The organism is Micromonospora sp. DT178, assembly GCF_049841695.1.
Taxonomy (GTDB): domain Bacteria; phylum Actinomycetota; class Actinomycetes; order Mycobacteriales; family Micromonosporaceae; genus Micromonospora.
The window spans coordinates 95,979-115,036 of the sequence record NZ_JBNCKV010000002.1 but is presented as its reverse complement, the minus strand read 5'-3'; the positions used below and the strand labels follow the sequence as shown (position 1 = coordinate 115,036).

Genomic DNA, 19,058 nt, shown 5'->3' with positions numbered 1-19,058 from the left:
GGCGGGGACGGCGGTAGGGCAGACTCGGCCGGGTGGTCGACCTTCTCGACCGGTGGCGGGCCGCGGCCCGGGGCGCCGGAATGACCGACGCGGCGGAGCTGACCCGGGTCGGCGAGGATCTGCTGACCCGCTGGCGGGAGCCCCACCGGCACTACCACGACGCCGACCACCTGGCGGCCGTCCTCGACGTGGTCGACGCGCACGCGCCGGCCGCCGGGCGGCCGGACCTGGTGCGCCTCGCCGCCTGGTGCCACGACGCCGTCTACGACCCGCGCGCCGGGGGCGACGCCAACGAGCGCGACAGCGCGGCGCTCGCCGGCACGCTGCTCACCCGGGCGGGCCTGCCGGCCGACGCCGTGGCCGAGGTGCGCCGGCTGGTGCTGCTCACCGCCGGGCACGCGGTGGAGCCGGGCGACGCCGACGGCGCGCTGCTCTGCGACGCCGACCTGGCCGTCCTGGCGGCGCCACCCGAGGCGTACGACCGCTACGCCGCGGCGATCCGCCGGGAGTACGCGCACGTGCCCGAGCCCGCCTTCCGGGCCGGCCGTGCCCGGGTGCTCGCCGGGCTGCTCGCCCTGCCGGCGCTGTTCCGGCTGCCGCCCCTGACACGCCGCTGGGAGTCCCAGGCCCGAGCCAACCTGACCCGCGAACTATCCACCCTTTCCTAACCCCGCCCCGTTCCCTCCCGCCCCTGCCTTCCGCCCTCCCGCCCTCGCGCGTCGATCATGGAGTTGTGGTGGGCGAGAAGCGCCCCTTCGTGGCTTTCGCGGGGCACCACAACCGCATGATCGACGCAGGCCGGGGTGGGGGTGGGGGTGGGGGTGGGGGTGGGGGGTTGGTCGGGGCGAGGGCGGGTCAGGTGCTTGGGGCGGCGCAGGCCGGCCTCGCGGAGCAGGCGTACCAGCTCCCGGCTCGGCACCACCCGGGCGCCCAGCCAGACCGCCATCGCGAACCGGTCGGCCGGGATGTCGTAGTGGTCCCGGTCGAACCCCCGGCGGGGCACGCCCAACGTCTCGGCGAAGGCGTGCAGCTCGGCGGGGGAGACGTCGCTGATCAGGTGGGACCAGAGCCGTCCCCGCCACGGCCAGGCGGGCCGGTCCAGGTAGAGCATGTCGGCCAAGCTACCCCCAGCGGGGACCGGTTGGTGATCGCGCGGGACCGACCGTAGCCTCGGCGACATGGCCGGTTCCCCCCTCCTCGACGACCTGCGGGCGGCGCTCGGCGACGACGCCGTCCTGACCGACCCGGACCTGCTGCGGATGCACGAGCGGGACGAGGCCGACCTCTGCGCCGCCGGCACGCCCCTGGTCGTGGTCCGTCCCCGCACCACCGCACAGGTGGCCGCCGCGCTGCGGGCGGCCGCGCGGCACGGCGTACCGGTGGTGCCGCAGGGGGCGCGCACGGGGCTGGCCGGCGCGGCCAACGCCGTCGACGGCGCGCTGGTGCTGAGCACCGTCGCGATGGACGCGGTGCTGGAGATCGACCCGGTCAGCCGGATCGCCGTGGTGCAGCCCGGCGTGGTCAACGCGACGCTCGCCGCCGCCGTGGCGAAGCAGGGGCTGTGGTACCCGCCCGACCCGGGCTCGTGGGAGTCGTCCACGATCGGCGGGAACGTCGCCACCAACGCCGGTGGCATGTGCTGCGTCAAGTACGGCGTCACCACCGAGTACGTGCTGGGGCTGGAGGTGGTGCTCGCCTCCGGCGAGGTGCTGCGCACCGGCCGGCGTACCGCCAAGGGGGTGGCCGGGTACGACCTCACCCGGCTCTTCGTCGGCTCCGAGGGCACCCTCGGCGTGATCACCGAGGTGACCGTGGCGTTGCGGCCCGCCCCGGCGCAGTCGCTGACCATGGTGGCGGTCTTCCCGTCCACCGCCGCCGCCGGCGCGGCCGTCGCCGAGATCGCCGCCCGGGGGCTCTCCCCCAGCCTGCTGGAGCTGCTCGACCGGACGCACCTGCGCGCGATCGAGGCGTACCGGCCGATGGGGCTGCGCACGGACGCCCAGGCGCTGCTGCTGGCCGCCGCCGACACCGGCTCCCGCGCGGCCGACGACCTGGCCGGCCTGGCCGCGGTCTGCGAGGCGGCCGGCGCCGACGAGGTCTACGCGGCCACCGACGCCGTGGAGGCGGCGGCCCTGCTGCAGGCCCGCCGGCTCGCGCACCCGGCGATGGAGAAGTTCGCGGCGGAGACGTACCCGGGCGGCAACGGCGGCCTGGTCATCGACGACGTGGCGGTGCCCCGGGGCGCCCTGGCCGCGCTGCTCGACGGGGTGGCCCGGATCGCGGCGGAGTGTGACGTGCCGATCGGCGTGGTCGGCCACGCCGGCGACGGCAACATGCACCCGAACATCGTGGTGGACCGGGCCGACCCGGCGAGCCTCGAACGCGGCCGGCACGCCTTCGACGAGATCATGCGGCTCGGCCTGGAGCTGGGCGGCACCTGCACGGGCGAGCACGGCGTGGGCCTGCTCAAGCGCGACTGGCTGGCCCGCGAGATCGGCCCGGTCGGCGTCCGGGTGCACCAGGCGATCAAGGCCGCCCTGGACCCGGCCGGCCTACTCAACCCCGGCAAGGTCCTCTGACCGGCGCGGACCGGGGCGGGCGCCGTCAGGCGGTCATCTCGGCCGGGGTGGCCTGGGTGAGCAGCAGCAGGATCTCGTTGGCGATGGGCGGGTGCTCCTCGCCCGGGCAGTCCTGCGACGTGACCAGGCCGGTCGAGGTGAGCAGGCTGGAGGTCAGGGCGTCGATGCAGGTGACCTGGTAGCGCCGGGCCTGGTCGGTCTCCTTCGCCAGCCCCGGGTCGGCGAGCAGCCCCTGGAGCCGGGTGACGTGTTCCGGGCCGAGCATCCCGGTCGACGTCACGCCGTCGCCGGCGCAGTCGACGCACTCCCACCTGCCGTCCGGTTCCACGTTGAGCGTGCGCAGCGGGCCGTCCGTGCCGACCCGCTGGAGGAGGCTGACCTCGCCCTTCCCTGCGGTCGCCGCACCGCCGGGACCCGGCTGCGACAACCCGGTGCCGGCCGGCCCCGGCGCGGGGCCGTCGTCGGCGCTTCCGGGCAGCGAGCAGCCGGCGAGGGCGGCGGCCAACAGGGCGGCGACGGACACGCGGACCGGACGCGACCAGGAAGCGGGGGGCACGCGCCGGAACCTACCCCACCGTAGGTAAGGGCCGTAACCGCTGACCGGGGTGGGGCGGGCGAATGTAGGGGGTGACCGGGGCCGCGCCGGTCAGCGGGACGAGGACGGCAGTTCGGCCTGGTCGTCGTCCGCGCCGCGGTCCGCCGCGAAGCCCCGTACGTCGGGTGCGCCGAGCCGGGCGGCGTCGGCGGTGGCGTCGTCGGGCATCAGCTGGGACTCGCGTTCTGCCTCCACCCGGGCCCGGTAGTGCTCCACCTCGCGGGCCCGGGTGGCCTCGTCCCAGCCGAGCACCGCGCCCATCAGCTCGGCCGCGTGGCCCGCCGACTCCAGGCCCCGGTGCGCCGTCTCGAAGGAGATCCGGGTCCGCCGGGTGAGCACGTCCTCCAGGTGCAGCGCCCCCTCGGCCCGGGCCGCGTACGTCACCTCGGCCGCCAGGTACTCCGGGGCGCCGGCCAGCGGGGAGGCCAGCAGCGGGTCCGCGTCGATCAGCGCGAGCAGGTCGCGGGTGAGGGTGCCGTAGCGCTCCAGCAGGTGCTCGATCACCCCGACCGGCATCCCGTGCCGGCGGGCCAGGTCCGCCCGGTCCCGCCACATCGCCGGGTAGCCGTCGGCGCCGAGCAGCGGCAGGTCGGCGGTGCGGGAGGGGCGTACGGCACCGAGCCGGTGGGCGGCCCGGTCGACCACGTCGGATGCCATCACCCGGTACGTCGTGTACTTGCCGCCGGCGACCAGCAGCAGACCGAGCATCGGCTCGAAGACGGCGTGCTCGCGGGACAGCTTGGAGGTGGAGTCGGCCTCGCCGGCCAGCAACGGCCGCAGCCCGGCGTAGACGCCCTCGATGTCCGCCGTCGTGAGGGGCCGGTCGAGCACCGTGTTGACCTGCTCCAGCAGGTATTCGATGTCCCGCGCGGAGGCCGCCGGGTGGGACCGGTCCAGCCGCCAGTCGGTGTCGGTGGTGCCGATGATCCAGTGCCCGCCCCACGGGATGACGAAGAGCACACTGGTGGCCGTACGCAGGATCAGCCCGGCCTCGCCGGTGATCGCCGAGCGGGGCACCACCAGGTGCACGCCCTTGGAGGCCCGGACGCGGATCCCGGGGCGCAGCCCGACGTCGTTCAGCATCCGCGACATGTCGTCGCTCCACACCCCGGTGGCGGCGATGACGGTGCGGGCGCGTACCTCGAACTCGGCGTCCGGGGAGCCGGGGGGCGCCTCCAGGTCGCGGATCCGGACGCCGGTGACCTCGCGGGCCTGCCGGATGAGCCCGACCGCCCGGGTGCTGGTCACCACGGTCGCGCCCAGGCTGGCCGCCGTGCGGGCCAGGGTCACCACCAGCCGCGCGTCGTCGACCTGCCCGTCGTAGTAGCGGATGGCGCCGGCCACCGCGTCGGCGCGCAGGCTGGGGAAGACCCGGCGGGCGCCCTCGCGGGTCAGGTGCCGGTGCAGCGGCATGCCGCGCCCGCCGCCGAAGACCCCGGCGAAGGCGTCGTAGGCCGCCACGCCGGCGCCGTAGTAGGAGCGGCGGAACAGCCGGGCGGGCAGGCCGCGTACGCCCCGCCCGTCGGGCAGCGGAACCAGGATCGGCACCGGCCGGACCAGGTGCGGGGCCAGCCGGGTGGCAAGCAGCCCGCGCTCGGTGAGCGCCTCGTGCACCAGGTGGAACTCCAGCTGCTCCAGGTAGCGCAGGCCACCGTGGATGAGCTTGCTGGAGCGGCTGGAGGTGCCGGCGGCGTAGTCGCGCGCCTCCACCAGGGCCACCTTCAACCCCCGCGAGGCCGCGTCCAGGGCGGCCCCCGCTCCGGTCACGCCACCGCCGATGACCAGCACGTCGAAGCGTTCGGCGCGCAGGCGGCGCAGGTCGGCGGCCCGGCGCTCGGGGGAGAGCTGGCCGGCCGTCGTTCGGGACACGTTGGGGTCACGCACCCGTCCACCGTAACCGCCGCCGCCATCCCGCGGGACACGCCGTCCGCGCCGTACTGTCTGGGGATGGAGGTCGGCCCCCCGTTCCCCGCTGGTCAACCCGTCCCACGCCCGGCGGCCACGCCGGGCCGGCCGAGCCCCTGGGCGGTGGTGGCGGCGGCGGTGACCGGCTGCTGGACGGTCGGACTCGTCGTCGTCGGCCAGCTCGGCGGCTGGCTGGCCGACCAGGTCCTGCTGGCCTCCGGGCTGGACCGCGTGGTCTGGCTCTGGCCGGCGACGGTGCTGTTCACCGTGCTGCTGGTGGGCGCGCCCGCGCTGGCGCTCGCCCTGCTGCCCCGCTCGGCGGCGGCCCGCACCGCCGGCCGGACCTGGCTGGCGGCGGCGCTCGCGCTCGGCGCGCTGGGGCTGCTCCGGGCACTGCCACCGGTGCACCACGAGGCGTACCTCGCCGCGCTGGCCGCCACGGCCGCCCTGGCCGCCCTCGTCCTGCGGGCGCTGGCCCGCCGCGCGGCGGTCGCGACGCGCCGGGTGCCCGCGGCTGTCGCGACGCGCCGGGTGCCCGCGTCGGCCGCCACGCTGCTCGGGGTGGCCGGCGGGTTGGCGCTGCTGCTGCCCTGGGCCTGGCTGGGGGCGCTCGGCGGGCTGTTGGAGACGGTGCTCGCCGGGCTCGCCGCCGCCGCACTGGGCGTGCTGGCCGGGGCGCTGCTGGACGACGCGTTCTGGTCCCGCTTCACCGTCGGCGAGCCGCCCCGGCCGACCCGGTTGGTGCTGGTCGGCGGGCTGGTCGCCGGGGTCGCGCTGCTGCTGCTCGCCGCCGGGGTGGGGCAGTCCGGGGCCCAGCTCCCCCTGCTGCTGACCCTGCCGCCGGTCGGCTTCGCGCTGGCGGCCCTGCACGCGGCGGCCCGCCGCCCGACCCCGGCCGGCCCGCCGGATTCCGCCCCCGTCGGCTCCCCGGGGGTCGCTCCGGCCGACCCGTCGGGCCCCCTCCCGGCCGATCCCGCCGGAGCCGTCCCCACCGACCCCGACGGCCGGGAGCAGGCCGGGCGGGCGGGGACGGGCGCCCTCCGGCCCGCGGCCCGTTGGCTGGTCGGGCTCGGCGTGCTCGGTCCGCTGGCCTTCGCCGACCCCGAGGAGATCACCCTCCTCCTGGCCGGCACCCGGGACGTGCCGTTCTGGGTGGCCGCCGCCGCCGGCGCCGGGCTCGCCGTCGCGGCCGTCCTCGCCGTGGCGTACGGGGTGCTGCTCACCCGGGGCCGGCGGCCGAGCCGGCGGGTCGCCGGGGTGACCGCCGGCGCCCTGCTGGTCGCGGTCGGCGTGGTGGCCGTCGGCGCGGGCCAGTCCGGCCTGCACGGCGAGCGGCTGTTCGTGGTGCTCCGCGAGCAGGCCGACCTCGCCGGCGTCCCGGCGACGACCGGTCGGGCCGGCCGGGACGCCCGGGTCGCCGAGGTCCACCGGCGGCTGGTCGCGACCGCCGAGCGGACCCAGGCCGACCTGCGCCGGGACCTGCGCCGGCTGCGGCTGGACCACACCCCCTACTACCTAGTGAACGCGGTCGAGGTGGACGGCGGGCCGGCGGTACGGGCCTGGCTGTCGCGCCGCCCCGAGGTCGCCCGGGTGCTCGTCAGCCAGCGGGTACGACCGCTGCCCGCGCCGGCCGGCCGCAGTCGCGGCACCGCGCCCGCGCCCGCCGGCCCCGAGTGGAACGTCCGGATGCTCGGTGCGGACCGGGTCTGGTCCCAGCTCGGGGTGGACGGCTCCGGCATCGTGGTGGGCAGTTCGGACTCGGGCGTGGACGGCGGGCACCCCGCGCTGGCGGGCGGCTTCCGGGGCGGCGACGACTCCTGGCACGACCCGTGGGCCGGCACCCGGGCGCCGACCGACCAGGGCGGGCACGGCACCCACACGGCAGGCAGCGCGGTGGGGCGGGGCGGCATCGGGGTGGCGCCGGGCGCCCGCTGGGTCGGCTGCGTCAACCTGGACCGCAACCTCGGCAACCCCGCCTACTACCTGGACTGCCTCCAGTTCATGCTGGCGCCCTTTCCCCCGGGCGGGGACCCGTTCACCGACGGGCGCCCGGCGCGCGCCCCGGACATCCTCACCAACTCGTGGGGCTGCCCGGCGATCGAGGGCTGCGACCCGGGCGTGCTCCGGCCGGCCACCGCCGCCCTGGACGCCGCCGGCATCATGGTGGTGGCCGCGGCCGGCAACACGGGGCCGTACTGCGGCTCGATCGACGACCCGCCCGCCCCGTACGCGGACGTGCTGACCGTGGGCGCGGTGGACCGGCAGCGTCGGGTGACGCTGTTCTCGTCCCGGGGCCCGGTGCCGGGGGCGGCCAAGCCGGACCTGGTCGCGCCGGGCGACGAGGTGCTCTCGGCGATGCCGGGCGGCGGGTACGCCGTTCTGAGCGGCACCTCCATGGCGACGCCGCAGGTGGCCGGCGTGGTGGCGCTGATGTGGTCGGCCGACCCGGCGCTGGTCGGCGACCTGCCCCGTACGCGGCAGATCCTGCGGGACACCGCGGCCCCGGCCGTGGCGACGTACGCCTCCCGGACGCAGACCTGCGGCGGCGACGCGAACATCACCGGCGCCGGCCTGGTCGACGCGTACGCCGCCGTCCGGAGGGCGCGGGGGTGAGAGCCGGGGTCAGCGCAACCGGTCGAGCAGCCCTCGCGACCGCCGCACCACCAGGGTCGTCGCGTCCGCGTCGTACGACGGCAGCGTGCTGTCGGTGAACAGGTGCTGATCGCCTGGGTAGACGAACAGCTCGGCGAGGTCGGGGCCGACGATGCCGACCAGCTCGCGGGCGGCGTCGATGTCGCCCTCCAGGGCGAAGAACGGGTCGGCGTCCATGCCGTGGATCTGCACCGGGACCCCGGCGGGCCAGGGGCCGACGGCCCATTCGCCGGTGACGGGCAGGCAGGATTCGTAGAGCAGCGCACCCCGGGCCCCGGGCCGGGTCTGGGCGAGCCGCTGGGCGGTGGCGGCGCCCCAGGAGAAGCCGCCGTAGACCAGGCCTTCGGGCAGGTTGGCCACGGCCCGGTCGGCGCGCTCGCGGAGCACCTCGCCCCCGATGCGCTTCGTCAGCGCGAAGCCCTCGTCGAGGGTCGCCGGTCGCTCGCCGTCGAACAGGTCCGGCGTGTGCACGGTGTGCCCGCCGACCCGCAACTGTTCGGCGAACTCGTGCACCCCGTCGGTGACCCCACGCAGGTGGTGGAACAGGACGACGTCGGCCATCTCTACACTCCTGTCAACAGACGACAACGATCGAATGATCCATGATTCTAGAACGGTCGAGAAATGTCGAGCAATGAGCGGATCCCGGACTACGACCTCGACGACATGCTCGTGGTCACCGCGCCCGCGCAGCTCCGCGCGCTGGCCGATCCCCTGCGCGCGACTCTCCTGGAGCTGCTCCTGGAGCGGGCCGCCACGGTGACCGAGCTGGCCCGGGCGGTCGATCGGCCCAAGAGCAGCGTCGCCTACCACGTGAACGCGCTCGTCGACGCCGGCCTGCTCCGGGTGGTGCGGACCCGGCGGGTGCGGGCGATCGACGAGCGGTACTACGGCCGGGTCGCCCGCACGCTCTACATCGGCGCGCTCACCCGCCCCGAGGACAAGCGGGTCGCGACCGCCGTCAACGGGCTCGCGGAGGCGGTCGCCGAGTCCGCCGCGGCCCACGCCGCCGACGACCTGCGCTGCACCCTCGTCCACGCCCGTATCCCGGTCGAGGAGGTACGCGCGTTCTGGGCCGAGGTCCAGGCGCTGGCCCGCCGCTTCGCCCAGATCCCCCGGTCCGGCGATCAGGTCTACGGCTTCGTCGCCGGCCTCTACCCCACCGACGCGCCGACCCTCCCGGAGCCCGACCCGGAGCTGGGGCCGGAACCGGAGGTGGAGCCGGAACCGAAGCCCGAGGCGGAGGCGAAGCCGGAACCGAAGCCGAAGCCGGAACCACAACCGGAGGCGGAGACGAAGCCGGAACCGCAACCGGAGGCGAAGCCGGCCGGCTGACGCGACCGGGGCGGTCGCGGCACGCCACGGCATCCCGCCGGCCGGGCGGCGCCGACAAGGCCCCCTCCCGACAGAACGCTCCGGTGATCTAGGGTCGGCGTCCATGGACCTGGAGATCGTCGAGCTGGGGCCCGACCAGCGGCCCGCCGTGGTGGAACTCTGCGGGCGGGCACTCGACCTGCCGGAGGACACGGCCGAGGCGCCGGCCATCGTGGACACGCTCTGGGCACGGGCCGCCACCCACCGTCCGGTGGTCACGTGGGGCGCGTACCGGGAGGGGCGCCTCGTGGGCGTGCTCGTCGGCTCCCTCGCCGCCAGCGACGGCGACGCCCGTGGTCACGTCGACCTGGTCGCGGTGGACCCCGCCCACCGGCGGCGGGGCGTGGGGCGGGCGCTGCTGTCGACCGCCGAGCGGGCCCTCGCCGGCCTCGGCGCGGCCGAGGTGCTGCTCGCCGGGAATCCGCCCTACTACGCCTGGCCCGGCATCGACGTGCGCTACACCCCGGCGGTCTGTGCCGCGCTGGCGCTCGGCTACCGACAGGACCGGACGGCGTGGAACATGACCGCCGACCTGTCGTACGACGGCTCGCCCGCGCTGCGCCCGACGGAGGCCGCGGAGGCGCGGCTGGCCGGGCTCGGGGTGACGGTCCGCCGCGCCGAGGCGGGCGACCTGCCGGTGCTGGCGGAGTTCGCCCGCGCCACCTTCGGCGGGGCCTGGGACGCCGAGTTGGCCGGCTCGGTGGGCCGGGAGGGGGCGGGTTGTCACCTGGCCGAACGCGACGGCGAGGTGCTCGGCTTCGCCGCGTACGGGTCGTCGCGGCCGAGCTGGTTCGGCCCGATGGGCACCGCCCCGGCGGCCGAGGGCTCGGGGATCGGCGGGGTGCTGCTGCGCCGGTGCCTGCGCGACCAGCGGGCGGCGGGCGTGACGGCGGCGCAGATCGGCTGGGTGGGGCCGGTCCCCTTCTACTCGGGCAGCGCGGGTGCCCGGATCGAGCGCGTCTTCTTCCTGTACCGCAAGGGACTCGGGGGCTGACAAAGGGTCGAAGGGGATATAGATCCTCATAACGCCATTCGCCCGCATTGGTGATCGTCGCGCCCTACCGTTTCCGGTAGAGGAGGCAGCCATGACCACGGACGACGAACGCCCCGGCCCGTTGCCGTTCGACCGGCTCGACTACGGCGACGCCGAGCAGCAGGCGGAGATGGCTGGCGTCGACGAGCCGGCCGACGAGCCGGTGACGCTGGTCGACGAGCCGGTGCAGATCCCGCAGCCGTACGACCGGGCGCAGAAGAGACGCAACCAACGGCCACTGCCGACGTGACAGCGAAAGGGGCGGACCGCTGACGCGGCCCGCCCCTTTCGGCGTTGGAGCTGGACTCAGAAGTCCATGTCCCCGCCACCCGGACCAGCCGGGGCGGCCGGGGTCTTCTCCGGCTTGTCCGCCACGACGGCCTCGGTGGTGAGGAAGAGCGCCGCGATCGACGCGGCGTTCTGCAGCGCCGAGCGGGTCACCTTGGCCGGGTCGATGATGCCCGCGGCCAGCAGGTCGACGTACTCGCCGTTGGCGGCGTTGAGGCCGTGACCCGGGTTGAGGTTGCGGACGTGCTCGACGACCACGCCGCCCTCAAGACCGGCGTTGACGGCGATCTGCCGCAGCGGGGCGTCCAGCGCGATCTTGACGATCTGCGCGCCGGTCGCCTCGTCGCCGACCAGGTCCAGCTTGTCGAAGGCGGTCTTGCCGGCCTGCACCAGCGCGACGCCACCACCCGGGACGATGCCCTCCTCGACGGCGGCCTTCGCGTTGCGGACGGCGTCCTCGATGCGGTGCTTGCGCTCCTTCAGCTCGACCTCGGTGGCCGCGCCGACCTTGATCACCGCGACGCCGCCAGCCAGCTTGGCCAGCCGCTCCTGCAGCTTCTCGCGGTCGTAGTCGGAGTCGCTCCGGTCGATCTCGGCCCGGATCTGGTTGACCCGGCCCTGGATCTGCTCGGCGTCGCCGGCACCGTCGACGATGGTGGTCTCGTCCTTGGTCACCACGACCTTGCGGGCGCGGCCCAGCATGTCGAGGCCGACGGCGTCCAGCTTGAGGCCGACCTCCTCGCTGATGACCTGGCCACCGGTGAGGATGGCGATGTCGGCCAGCATGGCCTTGCGGCGGTCACCGAAGCCCGGCGCCTTCACGGCGACCGACTTGAAGGTGCCCCGGACCTTGTTGACGACCAGGGTCGCCAGGGCCTCGCCCTCGATGTCCTCGGAGATGATCAGCAGCGGCTTGCCCGACTGCATGACCTTCTCCAGGATCGGGAGCAGGTCCTTCACCGACGAGATCTTGCTGTTGACGATCAGGAGGTAGGGGTCGTCGAAGACGGCCTCCATGCGCTCCGGGTCGGTCATGAAGTAGGCCGAGATGTAGCCCTTGTCGAAGCGCATACCCTCGGTGAGCTCCAGCTCCAGCCCGAAGGTGTTGCTCTCCTCGACGGTGATGACGCCTTCCTTGCCCACCTTGTCCATCGCCTCGGCGATGATCTCGCCGACGCTGGTGTCACCGGCGGAGATGGAGGCGGTGGAGGCGATCTGCTCCTTGGTCTCGACGTCCTTGGCGAGCTTGAGCAGCTCCTCCGAGACGCTGGCCACGGCGGCCTCGATGCCCCGCTTCAGGGCGATCGGGTTGGCACCGGCGGCCACGTTGCGCAGGCCCTCGCGGACCAGGGCCTGGGCCAGGACGGTCGCCGTCGTCGTGCCGTCACCGGCGACGTCGTCGGTCTTCTTCGCGACCTCCTTGACCAGCTCGGCGCCGATCTTCTCGTAGGGGTCCTCGAGCTCGATCTCCTTGGCGATGCTCACACCATCGTTGGTGATGGTGGGGGCACCCCACTTCTTCTCGAGCACGACGTTGCGGCCCTTGGGGCCGAGCGTCACCTTCACGGCGTCGGCGAGCTGGTTCATGCCCCGCTCGAGGCCGCGGCGCGCCTCTTCGTCGAACGCGATCATCTTGGCCATACGGCGTTGTCCTCCTGGACACTCACGGGCCACCCGGAGTGTGTGTCCCGGATGGGCCGCCTGGTGTACGCACCTTGGGACGTCGCCACCTGGCGACGACGACGTCTCCTCGGCCGGGCCGGATAGCCCGCGACGACCGGCCATGTGCCGCAGCCGCGTCTGGACGCCGCTACGACCGTGGCCCTACCGCCCCGACCGTTGGCACTCGCGGTATGCGAGTGCCAATGACTTGTTTAGCACTCTCCCCTGCCGAGTGCAAGCACGATCGCCCCGGTCAGCCGAGTTCGCCGGTCAGCCGCGCGCTGTCCACCGGCCCCTCGTGGGCCCGCTGCTCGGCGTACGTGACGACCAGGCCGACCAGCTGGGCGAGGTGGGTGGGCAGGGCCAGCACCGCGCCCACCAGCGTCACCGCGAGCACGCCGATCGCCGTGCCCGGCGACTCCAGCGGGGTGGTGCCGAACGGCAGCGTGCCGATGCCCTCCACCATGCCGGCGGCCCCGCTGCCGACGATGACCGCCGCCGCCACCAGCGCCACCCGGCCGAGCAGCAGACCGAGCCGGTCGTGGAACATCCGGAAGGAACGGCCGATCGGGTGCTGCCGCTCGAACAGGTAGACCGGGCCGGCCATGCTCAGCGCGAAGGCGAAGTAGATCCCGGGGATCACGCAGAAACAGACCCCGAGCCCGATGATCACGCTCATCAGCAGGGTCCAGCCCCAGAGGCCGAGCGCCCGGCGCGCCCCGTAGGAGAGGGCCGCACCCACGCTCACCGGTTGACCGGCCGCCTGCCGGGTGACCACCCAGGTGCCGGCCGCCCAGCCCAGGCTCTGCACGAAACCGAAGACGAGGGCGCTGCCGAGCACCACGAACAGCAGGATGCCCGTGTCGGCCAGGAAGGTGTCGGGCAGCGCGGCGGGATCGTCGGCCATCGACTCCTCCCACTTCGCGGACGGGTCGACGACGAGCGAGAGCACCGACACCACCAGGGCCGGCAGCACCTGGGTGAGCAGCAGGATCGGCAGCAGCAGCCGCCAGCCCCGGCGCACCGCGCCGACGCACCGGCCGAACCAGCCGTTGACGCCGGCGCCGGGCGGGGTGACGAGCAGGTCGGCCGGATCGAGGCCGTGCCCCGGCGGGTACCACCCGTGGACCGGCTGCCCGGGATAGGCGACCGGGGCGCCCGGGTACCACGGCTGCCCGCCGTACGGCCCGGAGCCGACCGGATACCCGCCGGTGGGCGGGAAGACCCAGTCCTGCGGCTGTTGCGGGCCCGCCGGCGCAGCGCCGCCCGGGCCGACGGGTGGCGTCGCGGCGGGGTCGGGATCTCCCGGGGGCGGCGCGGCCTGGGGCGGCTGGTCGGACATGAACCCTCCTCAGCGATGGCTGGAACGGCTCACGATCCTCCCCTGCCGGCGCAACCGGGCCGAGGCCCGCCCCCGTGGGGCGGGCCGGCCGACGGCTGCCCGGCCCCGCCGGACCACCCCCGGCCGGCGCCTCACGACCGGTGGCCGGGAAGTCGGTCGGCGCGGGGGCGCGGGAGAGACGCCCGTCAGGCGATGACGCGCACGCGCTCGGCCTGGGGACCCTTCTGGCCCTGGGTGATCTCGAACTCGACCCGCTGGCCGTCGTCCAGCGCCTTGTAGCCGTCCATCTCGATCGCCGAGAAGTGGACGAAGACGTCCTGCCCGCCGTCGACGGCGATGAAGCCGTAGCCCTTTTCGGAGTTGAACCACTTCACGGTGCCCTCTGCCACGGTGCACTTCCTCACTCTGCGCGGCGTTCCACGACCCCGGAGGCCGGGCGGGCCGGCACCAGGAGGACCACCGGATCGGCGATCGACGAGGGCCGCTGAAACGGTGACCGAAATCGCACGCTACACGAAGCGTGACGACGGCGCACGACCACAAATCGGACATACTTCGATCGACCGCCATCGGCGGTCATCGCTGTGATAGGCATTCGTCATGACGAGCACGCCCGGCGGTTCGGGGCCGACGCGGCGGGCGGAGATCCGGCGGGTCCGGCCCCGGGACGCGGCCCGGATGCGGGCGCTGCGGCTGGAGATGCTCGCCGACGCCCCGCTGGCCTTCCTGGAGACCCTCGCCGACGCGGCGGCCCGGTCGCACGCGGACTACGCCGCCCGCATCGCGTCCGTCTCCGTCGGGGCGGGCACCGCGCAGTTCGTCGCGGACCCGGGCGGCCGGCTCGTCGGGCACGCCGGCGGCACGGCGGTCCCTGGGGAGCCGGGGCTGACCGTGGTGTACGCCGTCTACGTCACCCCGCCCTGGCGGGGCACGGGCCTCCTCGGCGACCTGGTCGACGCGGTCGCGTCCTGGTCCCGCGCCTGCGGTCGCCCCGAACTGATGCTGGAGGTCGTGGTCGGCAACGACCGGGCCTACCGCGCCTACCGGCGGCTGGGCTTCGTCGACACCGGCGTACGCGTCCCGCACCCCACCGTTGCGGCGCTCACCGAACTCCAGATGCGCCGCCCGGCCTGACCCGGCTGCCCGGACCGACCCGTGCGGGGCCGGTCCGGGCAGCCGGAGGGATCACGCGTGCCGGCGGGACTGCACGATGCGGAACCGGTTGGCCACGTAGGCGCCGTCGGTCAGCGCCGAGTTGGCCGCCGCGTTGGCGCCGCTGCCGTGGAAGTCGGAGAAGGCCGCCGACTGGTTCACGAAGACCCCGCCGGTCAGGTTGCAGGACAGGTGCACCCCGACCTCGATCGCCGCGGCCTCGGCCGCGTCGAGGACCGCCTCGTCGGTGGAGTAGACCGCCGCGGTGAGCGCGCCCTTCTCGCCGACCGTGGCGCGCAGGATCTCCAGGCTGTGCGCGGTGGAGTCCGTGGCGATCGCGAACGAGATCGGCCCGAACCACTCCTTCGAGTAGGTCGCGGTGTCGTCGGCCGCCAGCCTGACCACCGTCGGGGTGCGGACCACCGCGCCGGGGAAGGCGGGATGCTCGACCGTACGCGACTCCAGCACCGCCTCGCCGACCTTGGTGACCTCGTCGAGGCGCTCCAGCACCCCGTCGTTGACGATCGCGCCGGTCATCTCCACCCCGCGCGCCGGGTCGGCGATGATCTTGGCAACCGCCGCGGCGATCCCGCCCGCCACCTCGTCGAAGCTCTTGTGCCCCTGGTCGGTCTCGATGCCGTCGCCGGGGATCAGGATGTTCTGCGACGTGGTGCACATCTGGCCGCTGTAGAGGCTCAGGGTGAAGCCGAGGTTGCGGCACATCCCGGCGAAGTCGTCGGTGGAGTCGATCACCACCGTGTTCAGCCCGGCCTTCTCGGTGTAAACCGCCGCCTGCCGGGCGTTGGCCTCCAGCCAGTCGCCGTACTCGGTGGAACCGGTGAAGTCGATGATCTTCACGGCCGGGTGCAGGGCCAGCGTGGAGGCGAGCTTCTCCCCGGGGGCCTCGGGGGCGAGCAGCACCAGGTTCGGGTCGAAGCCGGCCTCGGCGAGCACCTCGCGGGCGTACTTCACCGTGATCGCCAGCGGCAGCACGGCGCGCGGGTGCGGCTTGACGACCACCGGGTTGCCGGTGACCAGCGAGGCGAACAGCCCCGGGTACGAGTTCCAGGTCGGGAAGGTGTTGCAGCCGATCACCAGCGCCACGCCACGGGGCACCACGTGGAAGGTCTTGGTCATCCGCAGCGGGTCGCCCTTGCCGGCCGCCTTCTCCCAGCCCGCCGTCCCCGGGTGCCGGGTCATCTCCGCGTACGCGTAGGCGACCGCCTCCAGCGCGCGGTCCAGCGCGTGCGCGCCGCCGGCCTGGAAGGCCATCACGAAGGCCTGGCCGCTGGTGAACTGCACCGCGTTCGCCAGCTCGAAGATGTGCTTGTGCAGCCGGTCGAGGATCTCCAGGCAGACCCCCGCCCGGGCCTGCGGGCCGGCGTCGCGCCAGCCGGGCAGGGCGGCGGAGGCGGCGGCGACCAGCTCGTCGGCGCCGGCGTGCGGGTAGCGGACGTTCAGCTCGACGCCGAACGGGCTGGTCTCGGTGGCGACCCGGTCGGCCGCGCCCGGCTGGTCGAGGGGGAAGTCACCGCCGAGGTACGCCTCGAAGGCGGCCTTGCCGTCGGCAGCGGCGGTCTCCCCGTAGACCCGGGGGCTGGGCGACTCGGGGTAGGCGGACCAGTACCCGCGCTCCGTGATGGCGGTCAGCGCCCGGGTCAGGGTGTCGGCGTGCCTGTCGTACAGGGGGTGCGGGGTCTCCGTCATGCCCGCCATCATGCAACAGAAAGCACCAGGATCAGTAGGGCCGTGTCACAACTCAGATCGTGAGCTGCCAGTCGGTCCAACCGTCGACGGGGCGGAACCCGAGCTGCTCGTTGATCCGCACCATGTGGGCGTTCTCGGCCGCGTTGAAGGTGTCGATCGCGCGTACCGCCGGCTCGTGGGCCAGCAGGTGGCGCAGGTTCTCGCCCTTGGTGAGCAGGCCGAGCCGGTGGCCGCGGTGCTCCGGGTCGACGATGGTGATCTGCTGGAACGCGTGCCAGTCGGCCGACGGCCCCACGTCGAGCAGGGTCCAGGCGACCACCCGGCCGGACGCCTCGTGGCGCGCCGCCGTGTGGTAGCGCCGCCGCCCCCGCGCCTCCAGCGCCCGCTCGATGCCACGGACCCGTTCGACGTCGATCCGCTCCGGCTCCCACTCCACGTCACCCAGGGGCGCGTCGGCCATCAGCCGGCCGTCGAGGTAGGCGATGTCGGCGGCGTACTCCTCGGGGGTGTTCCCCTGCCAGCGCAGGAGGCGGTAGCCGGCGGCCCGGCCCCGGGCCTCGGCCAGGGCGGCGTCCAGGCCGTCCTGGTCAAGCCGGGTGGTGTCGAGCCGGCGGCGGACCTCCGCCAGCGCGGGCCGGGCGCCGGTCGACGCGGCGAAGGCGGCGGCGGCCCCGGAGCGGGCCGGGCCGCCGGGCAGCGCGGAGACCGCCATCGCCAGCACCCGCTTGCGGCCCCGCTCCCGCAGCAGGCGTACGCCGTGGTCGTGCAGCGCCCGGCCGACGCCGCGACGCCGGCACTCCGGGTGCACGACCACCTCGGCCGTGGCGTTCTCGATGTTGTCGAGCTGCGGAAGGTCCAGCGCGAGGTAGCCGGCCGGCACGCCGTCGAGCCGGGCCAGCGCCCAGAGCGGCTCGTTGCCCGGCATCGGGTGCCGGATCGCCGCCTCGAAGCGCCGCCGGCAGAGGGGCGGGAAGTCCGGCAGGTCGACGTCGTTGGCCTCCGCGCCGATCCGGTACGCCTCGTCGATCGCGGCCTGGTCGGCGGCGTCGAGCGGCGCGATCGCGATGCTCATCGGCCGAGGATGCGCCACACGACGACGATCGGGCCAGCGAATTAACCGCTGGCCCGATCGGAAGTTGGTCGGGAGGGACGCTCGCACAACGCCTCCGGCGTTGGGTCGCAAGAACTGAAAGTCTCCGGCGAAACGCCCTCCCGCACGGAGCATCTTGCGCCGTCCGGTTCCTGCCGTCAAGTCCTTGTCGGCGCGTTTTCCGCACTCACAGCGAAAACCCAGTTACCCCCCGAATCCCCCACCCCCACCCTCGGACCCCGGGGTCCCGAGCGTCGATCATGAGGTTGGCGGCACTGTTCGCGATCGACTTCGCCGCCAACCTCATGATCGACGCGGAGAAGGGCGCGCGGCCAGGGTGGAGGTGGGGTGGGGGGTGGGGGTGGGGTGGGGGTGGGGGTGGGAGAGGGTCAGCCGAGGAGGCCGGCGTCGCGGGCGGCGCGCAGGGAGGGCTTGATGCGGTGGGTGGGGCCGACCTCGCCGGCCACCGCGTCGAGGGTCTTGAGGCCCTCGCCGGTGTTGAAGACGACAGTCTCCGCGGTCGGGTCGAGGCGGCCGGACTCGACCAGCTTGCGCAGTACGGCCACGGTCACCCCGCCGGCGGTCTCGGCGAAGACGCCGGTGGTCCGGGCCAGCAGCCGGATGCCGGCGCGGATCTCGTCGTCGTCGACGTACTCCATCCAGCCCCCGGTGCGGCGCACCGCCTCCAGCGCGTAGACGCCGGCGGCCGGGTCGCCGATGTTGAGGGACTTGGCGATGCCGGTCGGCTTGACGGGCGTGATGGTGTCGGTGTCGGCGTGCAGGGCGGTGGCGATGGGGTTGCAGCCGGCCGACTGCGCGCCGAACACCTTCCAGCCGCCGGCCGGCGCCTCGACCAGGCCGATCTCCACCAACTCGGCGAACGCCTTGTCGATCTTGGTGAGCAGCTCGCCGGAGGCCATCGGGATCACCACCTGGGCGGGGATCCGCCAGCCGAGCTGCTCGGCGACCTCGTAGCCGAGCGTCTTCGAGCCCTCGGCGTAGTACGGGCGCACGTTGACGTTGACGAAGGCGGTGTCCTCGAACTCGTCCGTCTCCACCAGCTCGCCGCAGAGGCGGTTCACGTCGTCGTACGAGCCGTCGATGGCGACCAGTTCGCCGCCGTAGACGGCGGTGGTGATGACCTTGCCCTGCTCGAGGTCGCCGGGGATGAAGACCACCGAGGGCGCGCCGGCCCGGGCGGCGTGCGCGGCGACCGAGTTGGCCAGGTTGCCGGTGGAGGCGCAGGCGTAGCGGCTGAAGCCGAGCGCACGGGCGGCGGTCAGCGCCACCGAGACCACCCGGTCCTTGAACGAGTGGGTCGGGTTGGCGCTGTCGTCCTTGACCCAGAGCGGGGCGGTGATGCCCAGCTCGGCGGCGAGGTTCGGGGCGGCCACCAGTGGGGTGAAGCCCGGGTCGAGGGTGACGCGGGTGGCCGGGTCCTGGCCGGCGGGCAGCAGCGCCGCGTACCGCCAGATGTTCTGCGGGCCCGCCTCGATCTGCTCCCGCGTGACCGTCGCCAGCGCGGCGGCGTCGTAGTCGACCTCCAGCGGGCCGAAACACTCGTAGCAGGCGTGCTGGGCGGCGAGCGGGTAGCGGGCCGAACAGGCGCGGCAGACCAGGGCGCGGGCGGGGCTGGCGGCGGTGTCGATGCCGGAGGGGGCGAACGTCGACGTCATGTC

17 protein-coding genes are annotated in these 19,058 nt (G+C 74.6%); 7 read left to right on the top strand and 10 right to left on the bottom strand.

Going from position 1 to position 19,058, the window contains the following annotated elements; translation table 11 throughout:
• Positions 1 to 32: 32 nt before the first annotated feature.
• Entirely contained in the window at positions 33 to 668 is a 636-nt protein-coding gene (locus tag ACLQ22_RS04270; protein ID WP_425691165.1) for an HD domain-containing protein, read from the top strand.
• On the opposite strand, the gene ACLQ22_RS04265 is transcribed toward ACLQ22_RS04270, so the two are convergent.
• A complete protein-coding gene (locus ACLQ22_RS04265; protein ID WP_425691164.1) occupies positions 665 to 1,111 on the bottom strand; it encodes a DUF4031 domain-containing protein in 447 nt (148 codons plus the stop codon). The two genes, ACLQ22_RS04270 and ACLQ22_RS04265, sit on opposite strands and share 4 nt — an antisense overlap.
• Before the next feature lie 67 nt (positions 1,112 to 1,178).
• On the opposite strand from ACLQ22_RS04265, the gene ACLQ22_RS04260 reads away from it, so the two are divergent.
• Positions 1,179 to 2,579, top strand: coding sequence for an FAD-binding oxidoreductase (locus tag ACLQ22_RS04260; protein ID WP_425691163.1), 1,401 nt, complete (start codon positions 1,179 to 1,181; stop codon positions 2,577 to 2,579).
• A 25-nt stretch (positions 2,580 to 2,604) separates the two neighbouring features.
• Here the strand turns inward: ACLQ22_RS04260 and ACLQ22_RS04255 are convergent, their stop codons facing one another.
• Positions 2,605 to 3,135 (bottom strand): hypothetical protein, encoded by a 531-nt coding sequence (locus ACLQ22_RS04255; protein ID WP_425691162.1) that lies wholly within the window; start codon positions 3,133 to 3,135, stop codon positions 2,605 to 2,607.
• Between the two features lie 90 nt (positions 3,136 to 3,225).
• The gene (locus ACLQ22_RS04250) at positions 3,226 to 5,043 is read right to left on the bottom strand and encodes a glycerol-3-phosphate dehydrogenase/oxidase (RefSeq protein WP_121400179.1); all 1,818 of its coding nucleotides are present in this window, start codon (positions 5,041 to 5,043) and stop codon (positions 3,226 to 3,228) included.
• Between the two features lie 78 nt (positions 5,044 to 5,121).
• Between ACLQ22_RS04250 and ACLQ22_RS04245 the strand changes: the two genes are divergently transcribed.
• Positions 5,122 to 7,692: a S8 family serine peptidase gene (locus ACLQ22_RS04245; protein ID WP_425691161.1), complete on the top strand. Its 2,571-nt coding sequence runs from the start codon at positions 5,122 to 5,124 to the stop codon at positions 7,690 to 7,692.
• A 9-nt stretch (positions 7,693 to 7,701) separates the two neighbouring features.
• Here the strand turns inward: ACLQ22_RS04245 and ACLQ22_RS04240 are convergent, their stop codons facing one another.
• Positions 7,702 to 8,292 (bottom strand): dienelactone hydrolase family protein, encoded by a 591-nt coding sequence (locus tag ACLQ22_RS04240; RefSeq protein ID WP_425691160.1) that lies wholly within the window; start codon positions 8,290 to 8,292, stop codon positions 7,702 to 7,704.
• A 63-nt stretch (positions 8,293 to 8,355) separates the two neighbouring features.
• Here ACLQ22_RS04240 and ACLQ22_RS04235 point away from each other — a divergent pair, with 63 nt between their 5' ends.
• From ACLQ22_RS04235 to ACLQ22_RS04225, 3 genes are all read left to right on the top strand, one after another.
• Positions 8,356 to 9,066 carry a helix-turn-helix domain-containing protein gene (locus tag ACLQ22_RS04235; protein WP_425691159.1) on the top strand — a complete coding sequence of 237 codons (711 nt, stop codon included), beginning with the start codon at positions 8,356 to 8,358 and terminating at the stop codon, positions 9,064 to 9,066.
• Positions 9,067 to 9,169: 103 nt separating this feature from the next.
• Complete coding sequence (locus ACLQ22_RS04230; RefSeq protein ID WP_425691158.1) at positions 9,170 to 10,099, top strand: GNAT family N-acetyltransferase; 930 nt, start codon at positions 9,170 to 9,172, stop codon at positions 10,097 to 10,099.
• A gap of 91 nt (positions 10,100 to 10,190) precedes the next feature.
• Positions 10,191 to 10,388, top strand: coding sequence for a hypothetical protein (locus ACLQ22_RS04225; protein WP_088998151.1), 198 nt, complete (start codon positions 10,191 to 10,193; stop codon positions 10,386 to 10,388).
• Between the two features lie 56 nt (positions 10,389 to 10,444).
• Here ACLQ22_RS04225 and groL read toward each other — a convergent pair whose 3' ends face one another.
• The 3 genes from groL to ACLQ22_RS04210 all read right to left on the bottom strand — a co-directional run bounded on the left by groL (position 10,445) and on the right by ACLQ22_RS04210 (position 13,819).
• Complete coding sequence (gene groL, locus ACLQ22_RS04220) at positions 10,445 to 12,067, bottom strand: chaperonin GroEL (RefSeq protein WP_425691157.1); 1,623 nt, start codon at positions 12,065 to 12,067, stop codon at positions 10,445 to 10,447.
• A 274-nt stretch (positions 12,068 to 12,341) separates the two neighbouring features.
• Positions 12,342 to 13,430 carry a hypothetical protein gene (locus ACLQ22_RS04215; protein WP_425691156.1) on the bottom strand — a complete coding sequence of 363 codons (1,089 nt, stop codon included), beginning with the start codon at positions 13,428 to 13,430 and terminating at the stop codon, positions 12,342 to 12,344.
• A 185-nt stretch (positions 13,431 to 13,615) separates the two neighbouring features.
• Positions 13,616 to 13,819 carry a cold-shock protein gene (locus ACLQ22_RS04210; protein WP_425691155.1) on the bottom strand — a complete coding sequence of 68 codons (204 nt, stop codon included), beginning with the start codon at positions 13,817 to 13,819 and terminating at the stop codon, positions 13,616 to 13,618.
• 211 nt (positions 13,820 to 14,030) lie between these two features.
• Here ACLQ22_RS04210 and ACLQ22_RS04205 point away from each other — a divergent pair, with 211 nt between their 5' ends.
• Entirely contained in the window at positions 14,031 to 14,564 is a 534-nt protein-coding gene (locus ACLQ22_RS04205; RefSeq protein ID WP_425691154.1) for a GNAT family N-acetyltransferase, read from the top strand.
• Between the two features lie 51 nt (positions 14,565 to 14,615).
• Here the strand turns inward: ACLQ22_RS04205 and paaN are convergent, their stop codons facing one another.
• The 3 genes from paaN to thrC form a co-directional block, all read right to left on the bottom strand.
• Positions 14,616 to 16,289, bottom strand: coding sequence for a phenylacetic acid degradation protein PaaN (gene paaN, locus ACLQ22_RS04200; RefSeq protein ID WP_425691153.1), 1,674 nt, complete (start codon positions 16,287 to 16,289; stop codon positions 14,616 to 14,618).
• A gap of 52 nt (positions 16,290 to 16,341) precedes the next feature.
• Complete coding sequence (locus ACLQ22_RS04195) at positions 16,342 to 17,361, bottom strand: GNAT family N-acetyltransferase (RefSeq protein WP_425691152.1); 1,020 nt, start codon at positions 17,359 to 17,361, stop codon at positions 16,342 to 16,344.
• A 407-nt stretch (positions 17,362 to 17,768) separates the two neighbouring features.
• Complete coding sequence (gene thrC, locus ACLQ22_RS04190) at positions 17,769 to 19,055, bottom strand: threonine synthase (protein WP_425691151.1); 1,287 nt, start codon at positions 19,053 to 19,055, stop codon at positions 17,769 to 17,771.
• Positions 19,056 to 19,058: the final 3 nt, after the last annotated feature.

Coding starts and splice junctions, on each gene's coding strand:
- ACLQ22_RS04265 (WP_425691164.1), bottom strand. CDS start 1,111: ATGCTCTACCTGGACCGGCCCGCCTGGCCGTGGCGGGGACGGCTCTGG.
- ACLQ22_RS04260 (WP_425691163.1), top strand. CDS start 1,179: ATGGCCGGTTCCCCCCTCCTCGACGACCTGCGGGCGGCGCTCGGCGAC.
- ACLQ22_RS04245 (WP_425691161.1), top strand. CDS start 5,122: ATGGAGGTCGGCCCCCCGTTCCCCGCTGGTCAACCCGTCCCACGCCCG.
- ACLQ22_RS04240 (WP_425691160.1), bottom strand. CDS start 8,292: ATGGCCGACGTCGTCCTGTTCCACCACCTGCGTGGGGTCACCGACGGG.
- ACLQ22_RS04235 (WP_425691159.1), top strand. CDS start 8,356: ATGTCGAGCAATGAGCGGATCCCGGACTACGACCTCGACGACATGCTC.
- ACLQ22_RS04230 (WP_425691158.1), top strand. CDS start 9,170: ATGGACCTGGAGATCGTCGAGCTGGGGCCCGACCAGCGGCCCGCCGTG.
- ACLQ22_RS04225 (WP_088998151.1), top strand. CDS start 10,191: ATGACCACGGACGACGAACGCCCCGGCCCGTTGCCGTTCGACCGGCTC.
- groL (WP_425691157.1), bottom strand. CDS start 12,067: ATGGCCAAGATGATCGCGTTCGACGAAGAGGCGCGCCGCGGCCTCGAG.
- ACLQ22_RS04215 (WP_425691156.1), bottom strand. CDS start 13,430: ATGTCCGACCAGCCGCCCCAGGCCGCGCCGCCCCCGGGAGATCCCGAC.
- ACLQ22_RS04205 (WP_425691154.1), top strand. CDS start 14,031: ATGACGAGCACGCCCGGCGGTTCGGGGCCGACGCGGCGGGCGGAGATC.
- paaN (WP_425691153.1), bottom strand. CDS start 16,289: ATGACGGAGACCCCGCACCCCCTGTACGACAGGCACGCCGACACCCTG.
- ACLQ22_RS04195 (WP_425691152.1), bottom strand. CDS start 17,361: ATGAGCATCGCGATCGCGCCGCTCGACGCCGCCGACCAGGCCGCGATC.
- thrC (WP_425691151.1), bottom strand. CDS start 19,055: ATGACGTCGACGTTCGCCCCCTCCGGCATCGACACCGCCGCCAGCCCC.